Origin of the sequence: Nocardia sp. bgisy134 (assembly GCF_965341865.1) — a bacterium.
Taxonomy (GTDB): Bacteria; Actinomycetota; Actinomycetes; order Mycobacteriales; family Mycobacteriaceae; genus Nocardia.
The window spans coordinates 67,016-82,374 of sequence record NZ_CBDQZP010000022.1; the positions used below are offsets into that span (position 1 = coordinate 67,016).

General features: G+C 69.7%; 17 protein-coding genes. 8 read left to right on the forward strand and 9 right to left on the reverse strand.

The annotated features are described in order from the left end of the window. Positions 1 to 76: 76 nt before the first annotated feature. Positions 77 to 700, reverse strand: coding sequence for a riboflavin synthase (locus tag ACRWNM_RS30835; protein ID WP_431971652.1), 624 nt, complete (start codon positions 698 to 700; stop codon positions 77 to 79). A gap of 610 nt (positions 701 to 1,310) precedes the next feature. Between ACRWNM_RS30835 and ACRWNM_RS30840 the strand changes: the two genes are divergently transcribed. Next, positions 1,311 to 1,781 (forward strand): hypothetical protein, encoded by a 471-nt coding sequence (locus ACRWNM_RS30840; RefSeq protein WP_431971653.1) that lies wholly within the window; start codon positions 1,311 to 1,313, stop codon positions 1,779 to 1,781. 43 nt (positions 1,782 to 1,824) lie between these two features. Here the strand turns inward: ACRWNM_RS30840 and rpe are convergent, their stop codons facing one another. After that, positions 1,825 to 2,478, reverse strand: coding sequence for a ribulose-phosphate 3-epimerase (gene rpe / locus ACRWNM_RS30845; protein ID WP_431971718.1), 654 nt, complete (start codon positions 2,476 to 2,478; stop codon positions 1,825 to 1,827). 124 nt (positions 2,479 to 2,602) lie between these two features. Between rpe and ACRWNM_RS30850 the strand changes: the two genes are divergently transcribed. Next, a complete protein-coding gene (locus tag ACRWNM_RS30850) occupies positions 2,603 to 3,025 on the forward strand; it encodes an ATP-binding protein (RefSeq protein ID WP_431971654.1) in 423 nt (140 codons plus the stop codon). Continuing rightward, a complete protein-coding gene (locus ACRWNM_RS30855) occupies positions 3,025 to 3,885 on the forward strand; it encodes an RNA polymerase sigma factor SigF (protein WP_431971655.1) in 861 nt (286 codons plus the stop codon). Before ACRWNM_RS30850 ends, ACRWNM_RS30855 begins: the two co-directional genes overlap by 1 nt. 4 nt (positions 3,886 to 3,889) lie before the next feature. On the opposite strand, the gene ACRWNM_RS30860 is transcribed toward ACRWNM_RS30855, so the two are convergent. The 6 genes from ACRWNM_RS30860 to ACRWNM_RS30885 all read right to left on the reverse strand — a co-directional run bounded on the left by ACRWNM_RS30860 (position 3,890) and on the right by ACRWNM_RS30885 (position 9,662). Next, positions 3,890 to 4,234: an MmcQ/YjbR family DNA-binding protein gene (locus ACRWNM_RS30860; protein WP_431971656.1), complete on the reverse strand. Its 345-nt coding sequence runs from the start codon at positions 4,232 to 4,234 to the stop codon at positions 3,890 to 3,892. A 104-nt stretch (positions 4,235 to 4,338) separates the two neighbouring features. Continuing rightward, a complete protein-coding gene (locus tag ACRWNM_RS30865; protein ID WP_431971719.1) occupies positions 4,339 to 5,673 on the reverse strand; it encodes an RsmB/NOP family class I SAM-dependent RNA methyltransferase in 1,335 nt (444 codons plus the stop codon). Positions 5,674 to 6,317: 644 nt separating this feature from the next. After that, positions 6,318 to 7,241 (reverse strand): methionyl-tRNA formyltransferase, encoded by a 924-nt coding sequence (fmt, locus tag ACRWNM_RS30870; RefSeq protein ID WP_431971657.1) that lies wholly within the window; start codon positions 7,239 to 7,241, stop codon positions 6,318 to 6,320. Beyond that, positions 7,241 to 7,798: a peptide deformylase gene (gene def / locus ACRWNM_RS30875; protein WP_431971658.1), complete on the reverse strand. Its 558-nt coding sequence runs from the start codon at positions 7,796 to 7,798 to the stop codon at positions 7,241 to 7,243. Before def ends, fmt begins: the two co-directional genes overlap by 1 nt. Before the next feature lie 251 nt (positions 7,799 to 8,049). Then, on the reverse strand, positions 8,050 to 8,487 hold the full coding sequence (locus ACRWNM_RS30880; protein ID WP_431971659.1) for an RICIN domain-containing protein: 438 nt from the start codon (positions 8,485 to 8,487) through the stop codon (positions 8,050 to 8,052). Between the two features lie 182 nt (positions 8,488 to 8,669). Further along, on the reverse strand, positions 8,670 to 9,662 hold the full coding sequence (locus tag ACRWNM_RS30885) for a helix-turn-helix transcriptional regulator (RefSeq protein WP_431971660.1): 993 nt from the start codon (positions 9,660 to 9,662) through the stop codon (positions 8,670 to 8,672). Between the two features lie 300 nt (positions 9,663 to 9,962). Between ACRWNM_RS30885 and ACRWNM_RS30890 the strand changes: the two genes are divergently transcribed. Continuing rightward, the gene (locus ACRWNM_RS30890) at positions 9,963 to 10,928 is read left to right on the forward strand and encodes a hypothetical protein (protein ID WP_431971661.1); all 966 of its coding nucleotides are present in this window, start codon (positions 9,963 to 9,965) and stop codon (positions 10,926 to 10,928) included. Between the two features lie 145 nt (positions 10,929 to 11,073). Further along, positions 11,074 to 12,453 (forward strand): MFS transporter, encoded by a 1,380-nt coding sequence (locus ACRWNM_RS30895; RefSeq protein ID WP_431971720.1) that lies wholly within the window; start codon positions 11,074 to 11,076, stop codon positions 12,451 to 12,453. Between the two features lie 108 nt (positions 12,454 to 12,561). Here ACRWNM_RS30895 and ACRWNM_RS30900 read toward each other — a convergent pair whose 3' ends face one another. Next, positions 12,562 to 12,981, reverse strand: coding sequence for a DUF6223 family protein (locus tag ACRWNM_RS30900; protein ID WP_431971662.1), 420 nt, complete (start codon positions 12,979 to 12,981; stop codon positions 12,562 to 12,564). A gap of 216 nt (positions 12,982 to 13,197) precedes the next feature. Between ACRWNM_RS30900 and ACRWNM_RS30905 the strand changes: the two genes are divergently transcribed. The 3 genes from ACRWNM_RS30905 to ACRWNM_RS30915 all read left to right on the forward strand — a co-directional run bounded on the left by ACRWNM_RS30905 (position 13,198) and on the right by ACRWNM_RS30915 (position 15,276). After that, complete coding sequence (locus ACRWNM_RS30905; protein ID WP_431971663.1) at positions 13,198 to 14,304, forward strand: sensor histidine kinase; 1,107 nt, start codon at positions 13,198 to 13,200, stop codon at positions 14,302 to 14,304. Continuing rightward, on the forward strand, positions 14,301 to 14,963 hold the full coding sequence (locus ACRWNM_RS30910; RefSeq protein ID WP_431971664.1) for a response regulator: 663 nt from the start codon (positions 14,301 to 14,303) through the stop codon (positions 14,961 to 14,963). The genes ACRWNM_RS30905 and ACRWNM_RS30910 overlap by 4 nt, the downstream gene beginning before the upstream one ends. A 106-nt stretch (positions 14,964 to 15,069) precedes the next feature. Beyond that, the gene (locus ACRWNM_RS30915; RefSeq protein ID WP_431971665.1) at positions 15,070 to 15,276 is read left to right on the forward strand and encodes a hypothetical protein; all 207 of its coding nucleotides are present in this window, start codon (positions 15,070 to 15,072) and stop codon (positions 15,274 to 15,276) included. The last annotated feature ends 83 nt before the right edge of the window (positions 15,277 to 15,359 follow it).

Below are 15,359 nucleotides of genomic sequence, written 5' to 3' on the forward strand. Positions count from 1 at the left end.
GCTCCATCTCGAATTAGGTGCCTCACTACAGTAAGGCCTGTCCCGTGCGCCCGCGGCGGCGCACCCGCCCGCGCGCTCAGCCGCGCTGCTGCAGGCGTTCGACGTACTTGGCGATGACGTCGACCTCGAGGTTCACGGTCGTCCCCGCGACCGCGAAGCCCAGATTCGTCAGGGAGAGCGTGGTGGGGATCAGCGAGACCTCGAACCAGTCGCGGTTGCCGTCGGCGGCGGGCTCGTCGGCGATGCCGAGGCCCGAGACGGTGAGCGAGATGCCGTCGACGGTGATCGAGCCCTTCTCCACCACGTAGCGGGCGATCGCGTCCGGCAGGGAGATGCGCACGACCTCCCAGTTCTCCGAGGGGGTGCGCGACAGCACCGTGCCGGTGCCGTCGACGTGACCCTGCACCAGGTGTCCGCCGAGGCGGCTGTTCAGCGCGGCGGCGCGTTCCAGGTTGACCCGCGAGCCCTCGCCGAGCCCGCCGATGGAGGAGCGGTTCAGCGTCTCCTGCATGACGTCGACGGTGAAGGAGTCGCCGCCGACGACCTCGACCACGGTCAGGCACACGCCGTTGACCGCGATCGAATCACCGTGTCCGGCATCGGAGGTGACGAGCTTGCCCTTGATGGTCAGGCGCGCGGCGTCGGCCAGCTGCTCGGTGGCGACGATCTCGCCCAGCTCCTCGACGATGCCTGTGAACATGCGTGACTCCCTGTCGCGTGTGTACGTACGGTTGCGGAACAGCCGGGACCCCGGCGCTATTCCCGGCGTTCGGTGCACTCCCAGCGTAACGACGCGGGGTCGTACCGGCCCCCGCACGGTGGGCCCGCCGACCCGCATCAGAAACCGTAATTCTGCGACACGCCACCGAAACAGCCGGGCAGACTTTTATCCACCACCGGAAGAGCATTATTCGAGTTCTTTCGAAACAATTCCGTACAGTCATACCGGAATTTCCACGTTCACCTGTCGACGACAATTGTTCAGCGGAACTTTCGACGCGTTCGCCGGTCGATTTCACCCGGCCCGCGTAACGTCCAACCTGTGCTGATACCCAGCCGAAACACAGATACACCAACTTCTTGCGCCGCGGCGAAAACGGACGCAATATTGTTATGTAGCTGACAACTACCGTTCAACTTCCGATCCGCGCAGTTCGCCGTCGAATGATTCGACGAGGTCGACGCCGCTTCGCCAGGGCAGTGCCCGCGTTCGAACGCAGTGCCCGAGTTCGACCCAAGGAAATCCACCACTCGAGGAAGCCGGAAAGCGCAGTCGGCCGACACGAGTTCGACACCGATGGGGGTGCCGCGTGACCACGTTTGTCGATTCGACACTGGAAGTCCGCTGCCTGCAGTACCGGCGCGAGTTCCATATGCCCGCATCGATCGATCCCACGTCGCGCCGCATCCTGCTGCACATCGGCACCCACTACGGCGCCGTCACGATGCCCGCCGAGCTCGGCGACCAAGTGCAAGGGAAACTCACGCAGGCACGGATCGCCGCACCGGTCGTCCATCATCCGCGCGCGCGGCGGTGGACGTTCATCACCGGGCCCGCTCGACCCGATGCGCTCACCGCCCACATCTCCGCCGAACTCTTCCGTCTGTACGCGACGGTCGCCTGCACCGGAAGCCAGGTGGTGCTGCCCTCGCCCGACGACGAGCGCACCGGCTACCGCGTCTGGGTGCGGCCGCCCGAGAGCGCGACGACACTGCCGCCGTCGAACGTGGTCATCGAGGCGACGCTCGCCCTCGGGACACCGAAAAACCGCGCGCTGTAACCGAATTCGGCCGCGTCGCCGCGGCCTCTTCCGGCGCCGCCGCTCAGTGCCAGACGGCGGCCGCCTGCCGCCGCAGCGCCGCCACGGTGGCGCCGGGATCGGCGGTGTTGTAGACCGCCGAGCCTGCCACGAAGCAGTCGATCCCCGCCTCGGCTGCCTGCTCGATGGTGTCGGCGTTGATGCCGCCGTCGATCTCGACGATCAGTCGCAGCTCGCCCGCATCGACCAGCCTGCGCACGGTGCGCGCCTTGTCCAGCACGTGCGCGATGAACGACTGCCCGCCGAAGCCCGGCTCCACGCTCATCACCAGCAGGGTGTCGAACTCGCGCAGAATCTCCAGGTACGGCTCGATCGGCGTGTTCGGCTTCACCGACAGACCGGCCTTCGCGCCCGCCGCGCGGATGTCGCGCGCCACGGCGATCGGGTCGTCGGTCGCCTCGGCGTGGAAGGTGACGTTGTGCGCGCCCGCCTCCGCGTACGGCGGGGCCCAGCGGCCCGGGTCCTCGATCATCAGGTGGCAGTCCAGCGGTATGTCCGTTACCTTGAGCAGACTCTCGACCACCGGAAGGCCCAGCGTGAGATTCGGCACAAAATGGGCGTCCATCACGTCGACGTGCAGCCAGTCCGAGCCTTCCACCCGGCGGGCCTCGTCCGCGAGATGGGCGAAATCGGCGGACAGGATGGACGGCGCGATCATCGGCTGGCCAGGGCGGGAAAACGTCGGAGAGGACACAGCCCGGGAGTGTACCGAGCCGGGATCACATGTCCTACCGCAGGGAATCGGTGATTGTCGGCGGCCTCCAGTGGGTAGCCTGTGCAGAGTGATCAACATTTCGGCGGAACAGGGGCTCTACAGCACCCCGGTGGAGATTCGGGTGGCCGCATCGGTCACGCAGCTGCCCATCGTGCGCGGGCTCGCCGAAACTCTCGTCCTGCTCAGCGATTTCACCCTGGACGAAGTAGCCGACATCCGGCTGGCCGTCGACGAGGTGTGCTCGACCCTCATCGCGCTAGCCGCGGCGGGCACCAGCCTGGACTGCCGATTCACCATCGGGGAGGCCCAGCTGCTGGTCGAGGTCACCGGTGTGGCCGAGACCGAGGGGCTACCTGACCAGCGCAGCTTCGGCTGGCATGTGCTGCGGACGCTCACCGACTCGGTCGAGGCGACGCAGAATTCGTACGATGCGGCGCTCTCCGGATATCCGACGACGGTGGAGTTCCGTCGGGTCCGGGGGAAGGCGTAGTGGCGGACGAGGACACCGTGTTCGACCAGGACCGCGATGAGGAAGCCGAATCCGAGCCCACCGACGCCGCCGAGGACGCGGAAGCCGTCGCGGAGGCCGGTTCGGTCACCGGCTACGACGATCTGAACGCGTTGTTCGAGCGGCTGAGCTCGGCCGAACAGGGCACCGCCGAGCATGCCGCGGTGCGCGCCGAGCTGATCGGCCGCTGCATCCCGCTCGCCGACCACATCGCGCGCAAGTTCAGCGGCCGCGGCGAACCGTTCGACGACCTCACCCAGGTCGCCAGGGTGGGGCTGGTGCACGCGGTGGACCGTTTCGACATCTCGCGCGGATCGAACTTCCTCTCGTTCGCTGTGCCGACCATCATGGGCGAGGTCCGGCGCTACTTCCGCGACAACACCTGGGCCATGCGGGTGCCGCGGCGGGTCAAGGAGACCCACCTGCGCATCGGGTCGGCCATCGACACGCTCTCGCAGACCCTCGGCCGCTCCCCGACCGCCAAGGAGATCGCGGCGGAACTCGACGTCGATCCCGACGAGGTGACCCAGGCCGTCATCGCGGGCAACGCCTATCAGCCCAGTTCCATCGACGCCGCGGCGCTCGGCCGCGACACCGAGGCCTCGCTGCTGGACACGCTGGGCGAGGAGGAATCCCAGTTCGACCGGGTGGAGGAGTACGTCGCCATCCGGCCGCTGCTGGCCGGACTGCCGGAGCGCGAACGCCGGATCCTCACCATGCGTTTCTTCGAATCCATGACCCAGACCCAGATCGCCAAGCAGATGGGCATCTCGCAGATGCACGTCTCGCGCATCCTGGCGAAAACCCTTGCCCGGCTGCGGGAGCTGTCGAGCCGGGACTGACGGTTCATCCCGCCGCGCGCTGCTTGCGGATCTTCGCGGGCGCCGAAAGCCACCAGGCGGCGTCGATCAGTTCGCGTAGCTGATCCGGTGCGATCCGGTCGAGATCGATGAGGATGTACGGGTATCCGTCGTAGTGCGGTGTCGTGTAGAAGGCCGGATCGCCCGCGGCGAGCAACGCCTCCTTCTCCACCGTCTCGCACAGCAGCACGAGCCCGCCCTCGGCCTCCGACCGCAGCCGCGCGATCCCCTTGCCGCCCACCTTCAGCGCGGGGCTGCGCCACCACGTCGACTCCTCGACCGCAGGGAGCTCGGTCGCGATCGCCACCACGTCTTGCCACGTCAGAGTCATGCGACCAGTGTGCGTCGCGCGGGCTCCGAGGGATTGGACGGATGGAACCGGCGCGTTCGCACGGACCGGTTCCATCGGGCCGGTTTACCTCAGAGCGGTTTACCTCAGATCGGTTTACGCAGCGCCGCCATGAACATGGCGTCGGTGCCGTGGCGATGCGGCCAGAGCTGCGCGGCGGGGCCGTCGCCGACGTCGGTGACGCCGGGGAGCAACTCGCCGGTGTCGAGTTCGACGGCGCCCGTGCGGCGGACATGGTCGGCGACGATCGACACGGTCTCGGCCAGGTGGGGCGAGCAGGTCGAGTACACCACCACGCCACCGGGACGGACCAGATCCCATGCCGCGGTGAGCAATTCGCGTTGCAGCACGACCAGGTCGCGCACGTCGGCGGGGGTGCGCCGCCAGCGCGCCTCCGGCCTGCGCCGCAGCGCGCCGAGGCCGGTGCACGGCGCGTCGACCAGGATGCGGTCGTAGCCGGGCGCCAGACCGCTGTCGCGGCCGTCGACGACGTGCACCCGCACCGGAAGGTCGTGGGTGGCCTTGCGCACCAGTTCGGCGCGGTGTTCGGCGGGCTCCACGGCGTCCACTTGGAAGCGATCGATCGCCGCGAGCGCGCCGAGCAGGGCCGCCTTGCCGCCAGGTCCGGCGCACATGTCGAGCCAGCGCCCGCCGTCCGGACCCTCCAGCGGCGCCCGGGTCAGGCTCAAGGCCACCAGCTGGCTGCCCTCGTCCTGTACCGCGGCCATGCCTTCGCGCACCGGCTCCAGCCGCCCCGGATCACCGCCCTCGAGGTACACGGCGTACGGCGACCAGCGGCCCTCTTCGCCGCCGGTGACCAGCGCCAGTTCCTCGGCGGTGATCTCACCGGGCCGGGCGACCAGGTGCACGACCGGCCGCTCGTCGTCGGCGGCGAGCAGGTCACGCAGTTCGCCCGCGCGGGCGCCGAGCGCGTCGGCGAACGCCTGAGCGATCCAGGCCGGATGCGCGTACTCGAAGGCCAGCCGTCCCACCGGATCGGCAGGGGCCAGCGTCTCGACCCACTCCTCGGCGGACTTCTCCCCCACGCGCCGCAGCACCGCGTTCACGAAACCCGATTTGCCCGCGCCGAATTCGGCCCTGGCCAATGCCACCGAGGTGTCGACCGCGGCGTGCGCGCCGATGCGGGTGCGCAGCAGCTGGTAGGCGCCGAGCCGCAAGATGTCGAGCAGCGGTCCGTCGATCTCCTCGACCGAACGGCCCGCGCCGTGCGCGATCACCGCGTCCAGCAGGCCCGTTGTCCGGCAGGTCCCGTAGGCCAGCTCGGTGGCCAGCGCCGCGTCCCGGCCGGACAGGTGCCGGTCGCGAAGCAGGCCGGGCAGGACGAGATTCGCGTAGGCGTCGCGCTCCCGTACCGCCCGCAGCACCTCGAGCGCGACCTCGCGCACGGGGTCCACGCTCACGGTGCGCCGGGACCGCTTTCCTGCCGAGCCCCGATCCTTCTCCGTGCCAGTGGTTTTCGCCTCACCGCGCCCGGCTCGCTTGGCGCCCGACGACCGCTCCGCCGGGCGTCCGCCGCGCTCGGACCGTCCGCCGACGGCGTCGTCCGCACGCCGCTTCCCGTGCGCTCCCGCGCCGGAATCCGAGCGGCGCCCGGAGGCATCCCCGCCGCGTGCCTCTGGCCTGCCTTCCGACCTGTCGTCCCAGAATCGTTCGCGACCGCTCTTGCCGCTGGGCGCCTGCGCCGATCGGTCGGCGCGGCCGTAGCCCGGTCGTCCCGCCTCGGAACGTCCTGCGCCGTAACCGGACTCGCGTCCCGCCCGGCCACCCGCCGGCTTGCCGCCGCCCGGCTTCTCGAAGCCCCGAGTCGATTTCCCCTCGAATCGACGGTCGTCTCGACCCCGGTAGTCCGCCGCGTCCCGATCGGAACGGAACGGTTTGCGCGGCGAATCCGATTTCCGTTGCGCGCCACGGCTTCCGGTGTACGACTCCGACTCGCGAGCCAGCTTGCCCGACGCGGCGTCCCGGCGGGTCTCCTGCTTGCGGGCGGCGCGTTTGGCCCATCCGCCGTCGACGTCGTCGGACTTGCGTGGGCGATCCGCGGGGCTCATTCGACCACCGCGCCGGGCTGCAGGCGCGCGCCGCGCGCCCAATCGAGGGCGGCCATCATCCGTTTACCCTGCGGCTGTACCTGATCCAGGCGCACGGCGGTGGTCGCGGTGCCGACGAAGACGCCGGTCTTGCGCACCTCGATGACGCGTTCGGGCAGCGCCTCCTGCACCATCTCGACCGGTCCGAGCTTCAGCCGGGTGCCGTTCACCTCGGTCCAGGCGCCGGGCGCGGGGGTGACGGCGCGAATGCGCCTGCTGATGGCGAGCGCGGGCAGATCCCAGCGGATGTGGCCGTCCTCCGCGGCCACCTTCGGCGCATAGGAGACGCCGTCCGTGGACTGCGGCACCGCATGCAGGGTGCCGTCCTCGACGCCGTCCAAGGTGGTTTCGAGCAGATGCGCGCCGGTTTCGGCGAGCTTGCCGAGCAGGGTGCCCGCGGTGTCGGTCACCGCGACCTTCTCGGTGACCACGCCGAAGACCGGTCCGGTGTCCAGACCAGCCTCGATGAGGAAGGTGGACGCGCCGGTGATCTCGTCACCGGCGTCGATGGCGGCCTGCACCGGCGCCGCGCCACGCCACGCGGGCAACAGCGAGAAGTGCAGGTTGATCCAGCCGAAGCGCGGGATGTCGAGCACCCGCTGCGGCAGCAGCGCGCCGTAGGCCACCACCGGACAGCAGTCCGGGGCCAATTCGGTGAGCTGCCCGATGAATTCGGGTTCGCTGGGGCGGCGCGGGGTGAGCACGGGGATGCCGTGCTCGTCGGCCAGCGCGCCGATCGGCGACCGCGTCACCTTGCGACCGCGGCCTGCGACGGCGTCGGGCCGGGTGACGACGGCGACCACTTCGTGGCGCTCGGACTCGATGAGCCTGCGCAGCGAGGGCACGGCGGGTTCGGGGGTGCCTGCGAAGACGACGCGCATCAGCGGCTCCGTCCGAACGGTCCGGCCTGACCCGCACCGCGCGAGTCGCGCACCGTGATGCCCGAGACGAACCAGTCGGATTCCCGGATGGTGCGCATCGCCTCCTTGCGGGAGGCCGGATCGAGGCGGTCGATGAACAGCATGCCGTCGAGGTGATCGGTCTCGTGCTGCACGCAACGCGCCAACAGCTCCTCCGCGGCGAATTCCACGGGCTTGCCGTGCATGTCGACACCGGACGCGCGCACTCGCAGCGCGCGGCGCGTGTCGTACCGCAGGCCGGGAATGGACAGGCAGCCCTCCGGACCGACCTGCTCCTCGTCACCCACCACCGTGTAGGTCGGATTCACCAGATGTCCCGCCGCGTCGCCGGTGTCGTAGACGAACACCCGCAGGCCGACGCCGATCTGCGGCGCGGCCATGCCGACGCCGCCGTCGTCGTGCATGGTGTCGGTCAGGTCGGCGACCAACTGGCGCAGCTCACGATCGAATTCGGTGACCTCCGCCGCACGGGCGCGCAGAATCGGATCGCCGAACAGGCGAACGGGCTGAATGGTCACGGCGGCTCCTGGAAGCGACGAACACGGTCGTCTCATTCTAGAGAGCGACGTCGATCACCCCGATCTCCCCAACGCGAGCCCCCCGACCTGGTAGAACTCCATTGCGGACCGGGCGGGGTGTGCACACCCCCGCCCGGCCGCCTGGAAACAGCAGTCATGGCCGCATCCGACCCCGTATTTCTGGACGCGATCAGCGATTCCTCACGGAGACTCCGGAGATCGGCGGCTGTTCGCGTGTGCGGCAGGCTCGATCACGGCCACTGGAATTGCCACTGCTGGGTATCGCTGTCGGGCGCGTACTGCGTCAACGCGATCTGCTCCGCACGACCGCATTCGTGGCCGGGTACGGCGAGGACGAATCCGCCTGCGGCCCAGACGGCGATGCGATAGCGGTCGGTGTGGGCTTCGTCGGACGCGATCTGCCATCCCAGCGGCGTCCCGCTGCACTCGACATGGGCTCCTTCGGTCACCAGACCGTCGCCGAGGCCGAGCCGGCTGCCGGTGCGGCCGCTGGCGATGAACCATATCCCTTCGCCGAATTCCGGCGCACTCGACAACAGCCAGTGCTGCCAGCCGTCCTCGACACTCGGCTCGCCCACCACTCTGACCTGATCGTCGCTGTCGAGCGCCAGTACACAACCGGTGCCGACATTGACGATTCGATAGACGCCTTCGGTCAATTCAGCCATGGCCCGTCGTCCTCACCGTCCGCGAACTCCGACGCCCCGGTCGTCGCACCGGAGCGTCCCGAATCTTCGAGATTCCGACACCGCCGAACTACCCGCCCGCTCGCCGATCAATCATCTCGCCCCGGATCCTGGTTCGCACGGGTGGTCGACGACGGTGAACGACCGGCGGACTTCCGCGGTCCTCACTGCGGCGCATCCTCGCGAACGGCGTCGCCGTAGCGGCGGGCCAGCCGCGCGCAGGCCTCTCGGAGTTCTCGCGGGCCGACGATGTCGATGTCCGCGTCGAATGCGCCGAGGGCGGCCGCCAGGCTCGGCCAGGACCAGGAACCGAGAACGAGCCGGCAACGGTCGGGGCCGAGTTCCTCGACGACTCCGTCGGCGGCGAAGGGAGCGACCGCCGCGGCGGGGAGGTCGAGGATCGCCTCCCCGCGGCACGGCCAATCGCCGGAGGTATGCGAGCCGCGGAACCGGCCTGCCACGAATTGGGCGACATCCTGTCCGGGCAGTTCACGCGGAGAGAAGCGCGGCCCGGTCGGGATGCGCGGGGTGATGCGGTCGACGCGGAAGATTCGCCAGTCGTCGCGGTCGAGATCCCACGCGATGAGGTACCAGTGGCCGCTCCTGGCAACCAGGTGGTGCGGTTGCGTCCGGCGCGGTGGAGCGCAGGTGTCGGCCGACGTCGCCGCCCGGCTTGTCGTCGTGTAATCGAAGCGCAGCACTTCGCGGGCGTGGATGGCGGCGCTGAGCGCCGTGAGCACGCGAGTGTCGACGGGCGGTGCGGGCGGGCTCGCGCCGACGGCGGTGATCCGCAGGGCGTCGATGCGGCGCCGCAGCCGCGCAGGCATGACCTGCCGGACCGTGGTCAGCGCGCGCATCGCGGCTTCCGCGACGCCCGCACCCGACGCGACGGCGAGCTGGAGCGCGACGGCGAGCGCGACGGCCTGCTCGTCGTCGAACAGCAAGGGCGGCAACTCGGAACCGGGATCGAGGCGGTACCCGCCCTCGGGGCCTTTGACGGCGGCGATCGAGTAACCGAGCTCGCGCAGTCGATCGATATCGCGCCGCACGGTCCGCGGGCTGACGTCCAATCGTTCGGCCAGCAGCACCCCTGGCCAATCCCGACGCGCCTGCAAGAGCGACAGCAGCGCCAGCAATCGCGCTGAGGTTTTCGGCATGAATCCACTATCCCCGGAGAAGCGGACACATCCTGGCCTCTTCCCCTGCGACTGTGATCGGCGGGCCCACCAATTGCATGGGCGCCCTTGTACGGGATGCTGCGGGATCGGTTCGGCGTCACCTGGGTGCTGGACGTCGCCATCTCATACGACGCGTCCTGACCATCGAAATCCGATAGCGGGCAGAGAGACATCGGCAGGGCCGTGTGCGAAGTGCGTCACACGTGGGTTGCAACATACCCCCAGGGGGTATTACATTTTCGATCGCGACGAAACGACAAGATCGGAAAGGCCGGAGCGATGACCACGCAGACTCACACCAATCACGAGGGCGCGCACGGGGCTCACACCGGGCACACGGCCCATGCCGGACATGGCGACCACACCGCGGCTCACGCCGGGCACGGAGACCACACTCAGCACACAGCGCACGCCGGGCACGGCGACCACGCCCAGCACGCGGCTCACGCCGCACATGCCGGTCACGCCGGGCATGCCGCTGCTCAGCACGGAGCCCACGCCGGGCATGACGACCACGCCGCGGGCGGCGGATTGCCGGGCGGTCTCCAGATCACCCAGGACGGCTACACGCTGGCGCTCGCGGAGCCGATCATCGGAACGGGCGAGGTCGACTTCCGTTTCCGGATCCTCGGCCCCGACGGCGCGCCGGTCACCCGCTACGACGCCATCCACGACCGCGATCTGCATCTGATCGTGGCGCGGCGCGAGCTGACCGGGTTCTGGCACGTCCATCCCGAACTCGACGTGGACGGCACCTGGGCCGTGACGCTGAATCTCCCGGAAGCGGGCGCGTACCGCGTCTTCACCGATATCGCCCCGCACGCCCTCGGCAAGACGATCACCCTCGGTGCGGATCTCGCCGTGGCGGGCGCCTACGAACCGCGGCCGACGCCTGCCGCCGCGCGCACCGCGACCGTGGACGGATACGAGGTGACCCTCGACGGCGATCTGGTGCCGGGCACGGGACAACTGCTCACGCTGACCGTTCGCAAAGACGGGCAGCCGGTCACCGACCTGCAGCCCTATCTGGCCGCCTACGGGCATCTGGTGATCCTGCGGGCGGGCGATCTGGCCTATGTCCACGTCCACCCGAACGGCGAGCCCGGCGACGGCGTGACCGCACCCGGCCCGGACATCACCTTCCACACCGCCGTGCCCGGCCCCGGAACCTACCGCCTCTTCCTGGATTTCCAGCACGGCGACGTCGTCCGCACCGCCGCCTTCACCCTGCACACCACCAACTAGCGCCGAAAGCCGTTGGGCGAGCGTGGATTCCGCCCGCTCACCAGCTGTCGGAGAGGGACCGAGATGTGCGAGTGCTGCTGTCGAAGCACGCGTGATCCACCCCGACTCATCCCAGAGGAAGTGTTTTCCGATGCGTTCCACGCCCATGATCACCGCACTGTTCGGCAACCACGATTACCTGCGACTGTTCACCGCCCAGGTGTCGGCGCTGTTCGGCACCGGACTGACCACCGTCGCTCTCGGACTGCTCGCCTACGAGCTCGCCGGGGCCGACGCGGCCGCCGTTCTCGGCACCGCGCTGACGATCAAGATGGTGGTCTACGTGACGGTCGCGCCCATCGTGGCCGCCTACGCCGATCGATTCCCGCGCCGATCGTTCCTGGTCGGGCTCAACGTCGTTCGCGCGGCGGTGGTGCTGGCACTGCCGTTCATCGACCAGATCTGGCAGATCTACGTACTGATCGCCCTGCTGCAAACCGCCTCGGCCGCCTTCACCCCGACCTATCAGGCGATCATCCCCGACATCCTGCCCGACGAACGCGAATACACCAGGGCGCTGTCGGCCGCACAGCTGGCCGCCACCATGGAAACCTTGCTCAGCCCGATGCTGGCCGCGGCGGCGCTGGCCGTGATCAGCTTCCACTTGCTGTTCGTCGGTACCGCCATCGGGTTCGCCGTCTCGGCGGCCCTGGTGATCGCGACCCGCATCCCGAACGCGACCGCCGCCACCGAGGGCTCCTTCCGGGAGCGGATCACGGTGGGCATGCGGATCTTCGCCGCGACGCCGCGGCTGCGCGGCCTGCTCGGGATGAACCTCGTGGTCGCCGCCGCCGGATCGGTGATCATGGTCAACACGGTCAACTACGTGCGCGACACCCTCGGCGGCACCCAGTCCGGAGTGGCGCTGCTGTTGGCGGCCAACGGGTTCGGCACCATGCTCGTCGCACTCTCGCTGCCCCGGGTCCTCGATCGCGTCGGCGCGCGGCCGGTGATGCTGACGGGCGCGGCCGCGCTGATCACCGGACTCGGCTCGGCCATCGCCCTGTCGCTGGCGAACGCGGGCGACTGGCGGTGGGGCGCCGCGATCGCGGTGTGGGCCACCGTGGGCGCGGGCACCGCGGCGGTGCTCACCCCGACCGGTCAGGTGCTGCGGCGCTCGTCGCGACCCGCCGATCGGCCCGCGCTCTTCGCGGCCCAGTTCTCGCTGTCGCACCTGGCCTGGTTGGTCACCTACCCGATCGCCGGGTGGCTGACGACCGCCGCCGGTTTCACCACCACCTGGCTGACGCTGGCCGTCCTCGCCGCGACGGGAATCACCGTGGCGGTGCGGATGTGGCCGCGCCACGACCCGGAGGAGCTGACCCACCTGCACGAGGTCGGCACCATCGACCCGGCCCTGCTGGCCGATGCCGTGCGCGTGGACGACCGTTTCTACCGGCACACCCACGCCTACGTCATCGACGCCGAACACCGCCACTGGCCGGCCCGGGCGGAGCGGCAGCTCGCAACCGCCGCGGCCGCCTAGCGAAACCGATCGCGGAATCACGAGGCGGGCACCCGATTTCGGGTGCCCGCCTCGTTGGCATCGAAGAACTCGGCGAGTCTTGCGCAGACCACACTGTTTTCACTCGTGTCAGTCCGCGCGGCGGGCACGGGCCAGACCCACCCCACCGAGGACGGTCGCGATCAGACCCACCACCAGCGCCACGATGGCGCCGCCCAAACCGTTGCCGGTGCCGATCCCCCCGTCGGACGTGGCCACCACCACCCCGCCGAGGCCCACGCCGATCAGTCCCGCCACCAGCGCGACGCCTGCCCCGAGCCTCCCGTTGCTCGCGCCGAGACGGCCCGCCCGGCGAGCCAGGACCATCCCACCGACGACCACGCCGGTCAATCCCGCCAGCGCGGCCACGATGGCGCCGAGTCGCCCAGCGCTCAGGTCGCCGAAACCGGCGGCCGACTGAACCGAGAGGTGCGAGGTCGCCGGTGTGGCCAGCGCGAAGCCTTCGCGCAGGGCGACCGCCGCGGCGGCGGGCAAGTGAGGGAGGGACACGAGGTTCTCCTTGGTCGTTCGGCTGAATGTCGTTCGATCATCTCCGGCCGAGCCGTCGCCGATCATCGTGCGGGCGTGGGCAATTCGCGCTGTCACAGCGGCGGTAGCCGACTGCCGCGGACGCGGTAGCAGCCGCGAAAGTACTGCGTACGCAGCAGACGATTGATCCTCCGTGTGCCGGAGTCGCCCGCGCGAATATCCGGCTAGGGTGCACGCATGAGCAGCCGATGGATCGGAGACTGGGCGATCGCCGTCGGCGTGGCGGCGATCCTGTTGGTCACCGGGCTGTCCAAACAGCACTCCCCCACGGATCTCGACCCGCTGGGCTACACCTTGTTGACGAGCGGCGGACTGGCGCTGGCCGCCCGCCGCCGGGCTCCGGTCGCCGTGCTCATCGTGACCGGGTTGTGCGCGCTGGGTTACCAAGCCGTCGGTTTCGACGTGCCCGCCGTCGCGTTCTTGTTCGCGGTGTACGCCGCGGTGCGGGCGGGGTACCGGACGATCACGGTGGCGGCGTCGGTGACCCTGCTGGCCGCTCTCCCGCTCGCCGCGCTGGCCTCGCTGCACGATACAGGTGAGGCGTTCGCGCGAGCCAGGGATGCCCTCGAGCTGGCCTGGTTGATCGCGGCGGGCGCCGCGGGCGAAGCGCTGCGGCAAGCGGAGCGGCGGGCGGACGAAGCCGAGCGCACCAGGGAGGAGACCGCGCGGCGCCGCGCCGACGAGGAGCGCCTGCACATCGCCAGGGAGCTGCACGATTCGCTCACCCACCAGATCTCGGTCATCAAGGTGCAGTCCGAGGCCGCCGTCCACGTCGCTCGCAAACGGGGCGAAGAGGTACCCGAGGCCCTGCTCGCGATCCGGGAGGCAGGCCGGGAAGCGGCCAGGGAACTGCGAGCGACGCTCGAGGCGCTGCGAGACGACGGCAAGAGCCCGCCGCAGGGGCTCGATCACCTCCCGGATCTGGTGGAACGGGCCCGGACGACCGGCCTCGACGCGACGCTGACGATCGAAGGGGAACGCCAGGATCTCCCGGCCGCGGTGGACCGGACCGTGTATCGGATCGTTCAGGAGTCGCTGACCAACATCACCCGGCACGCCGCCGCCTCCAACGCGTCGGTCCGAATCGATTACCGCCCCGACACTGTGGTCGTGCGAGTCGACGACGACGGCACGGCGACATCGGACACCGCGCCGCCGCACGGCGTCGGATTGCTGGGGATGCACGAACGCGTCACCGCGCTGGGCGGTCGGCTGCGGGCGGCTCCGCGCGGCGCGGGCGGCTTCTCGGTCCGAGCCGAACTTCCTGTGGAGCGGACGCTGTGATCCGCGTGCTGCTGGTCGACGATCAGCCGCTCATCCGCAGCGGATTCCGCGCGTTGCTCGACCTCGAGGACGACATCGAGGTGGTGGCCGAGGCCGCCGACGGCGCCGAGGGTTTGGCGCTGGCCAGGGAACACCTTCCCGACATCGCGCTCATCGACATCCAAATGCCCGGCCTCGACGGCATCGAGACGACCCGCCGCATCGCCGCGGACCCGCGCCTGGCCTGCGTGCACGTCGTCATCCTGACGAACTACGGCTTGGACGAGTACGTCTTCCACGCATTGCGCGCGGGCGCGGCCGGATTCCTCGTCAAGGACATCGAGCCGGAAGACTTCCTGCACTCCGTCCGCGTCGCCGCCCGCGGCGACGCGCTGCTCGCACCGTCGATCACTCGCAGGCTGATCGACCGGTACGTCACCCAGCCGTTCGCCGGCGCCGTCGGCAAAGCGTTGGAAGAACTGACCAACCGCGAACGCGAGGCCGTGACGCTGGTCGCGCAGGGCTTGTCCAACGAGGAGATCGCCGACCGCATGGTGATCAGCCCACTGACCGCGAAAACCCATGTCAACCGGGCCATGACCAAGCTCGCCGCCCGCGACCGGGCCCAACTCGTCGTTCTCGCCTACGAATCCGGCCTGGTAGCCCCGCGACGCTCGTGACCTCCCGCGCCACATGGTTCTCGCCGAACTCCGGCGGCTTTCCTCGCAGGTGCGGGTAGATGCGCATCGCCGGGAAAGAGCGCAGAATGGACACAGAAAGGTCGTCATGCGAGCGCTAACTGGCCTGCTCAACTTCGTGGTGGGACTCGTGACGGCCGTGCTCGGCACGGTAGTCGGATTGCTCGCGGCCGTGGTGTGGCTCCTCGGCGCGGTGTTGTGCGCGACGATCCTCCTGATTCCGCTGGGGCTTCCCGTCATCAGGCTCGGCAGCCGCCTGTTCGGCCTGGCCCGGCAGCTGATGCATCTCCCCTGACGCACCTCCCAGACGTCCTCAGCGCGGCCCGCAAGTACAGCTCGACCGGGCGGCGGGCTACGCCGCGGTAGAGCTTCCCCACC

Bases quoted from the DNA above. Each gene is read 5' to 3' on its own strand.
- ACRWNM_RS30835 (WP_431971652.1), bottom strand. From the start codon at position 700: ATGTTCACAGGCATCGTCGAGGAGCTGGGCGAGATCGTCGCCACCGAG.
- rpe (WP_431971718.1), bottom strand. From the start codon at position 2,478: ATGATCGCGCCGTCCATCCTGTCCGCCGATTTCGCCCATCTCGCGGAC.
- ACRWNM_RS30860 (WP_431971656.1), bottom strand. From the start codon at position 4,234: ATGACTCTGACGTGGCAAGACGTGGTGGCGATCGCGACCGAGCTCCCT.
- fmt (WP_431971657.1), bottom strand. From the start codon at position 7,241: ATGCGCGTCGTCTTCGCAGGCACCCCCGAACCCGCCGTGCCCTCGCTG.
- ACRWNM_RS30880 (WP_431971659.1), bottom strand. From the start codon at position 8,487: ATGGCTGAATTGACCGAAGGCGTCTATCGAATCGTCAATGTCGGCACC.
- ACRWNM_RS30885 (WP_431971660.1), bottom strand. From the start codon at position 9,662: ATGCCGAAAACCTCAGCGCGATTGCTGGCGCTGCTGTCGCTCTTGCAG.
- ACRWNM_RS30890 (WP_431971661.1), top strand. From the start codon at position 9,963: ATGACCACGCAGACTCACACCAATCACGAGGGCGCGCACGGGGCTCAC.
- ACRWNM_RS30895 (WP_431971720.1), top strand. From the start codon at position 11,074: ATGATCACCGCACTGTTCGGCAACCACGATTACCTGCGACTGTTCACC.
- ACRWNM_RS30905 (WP_431971663.1), top strand. From the start codon at position 13,198: ATGAGCAGCCGATGGATCGGAGACTGGGCGATCGCCGTCGGCGTGGCG.
- ACRWNM_RS30915 (WP_431971665.1), top strand. From the start codon at position 15,070: ATGCGAGCGCTAACTGGCCTGCTCAACTTCGTGGTGGGACTCGTGACG.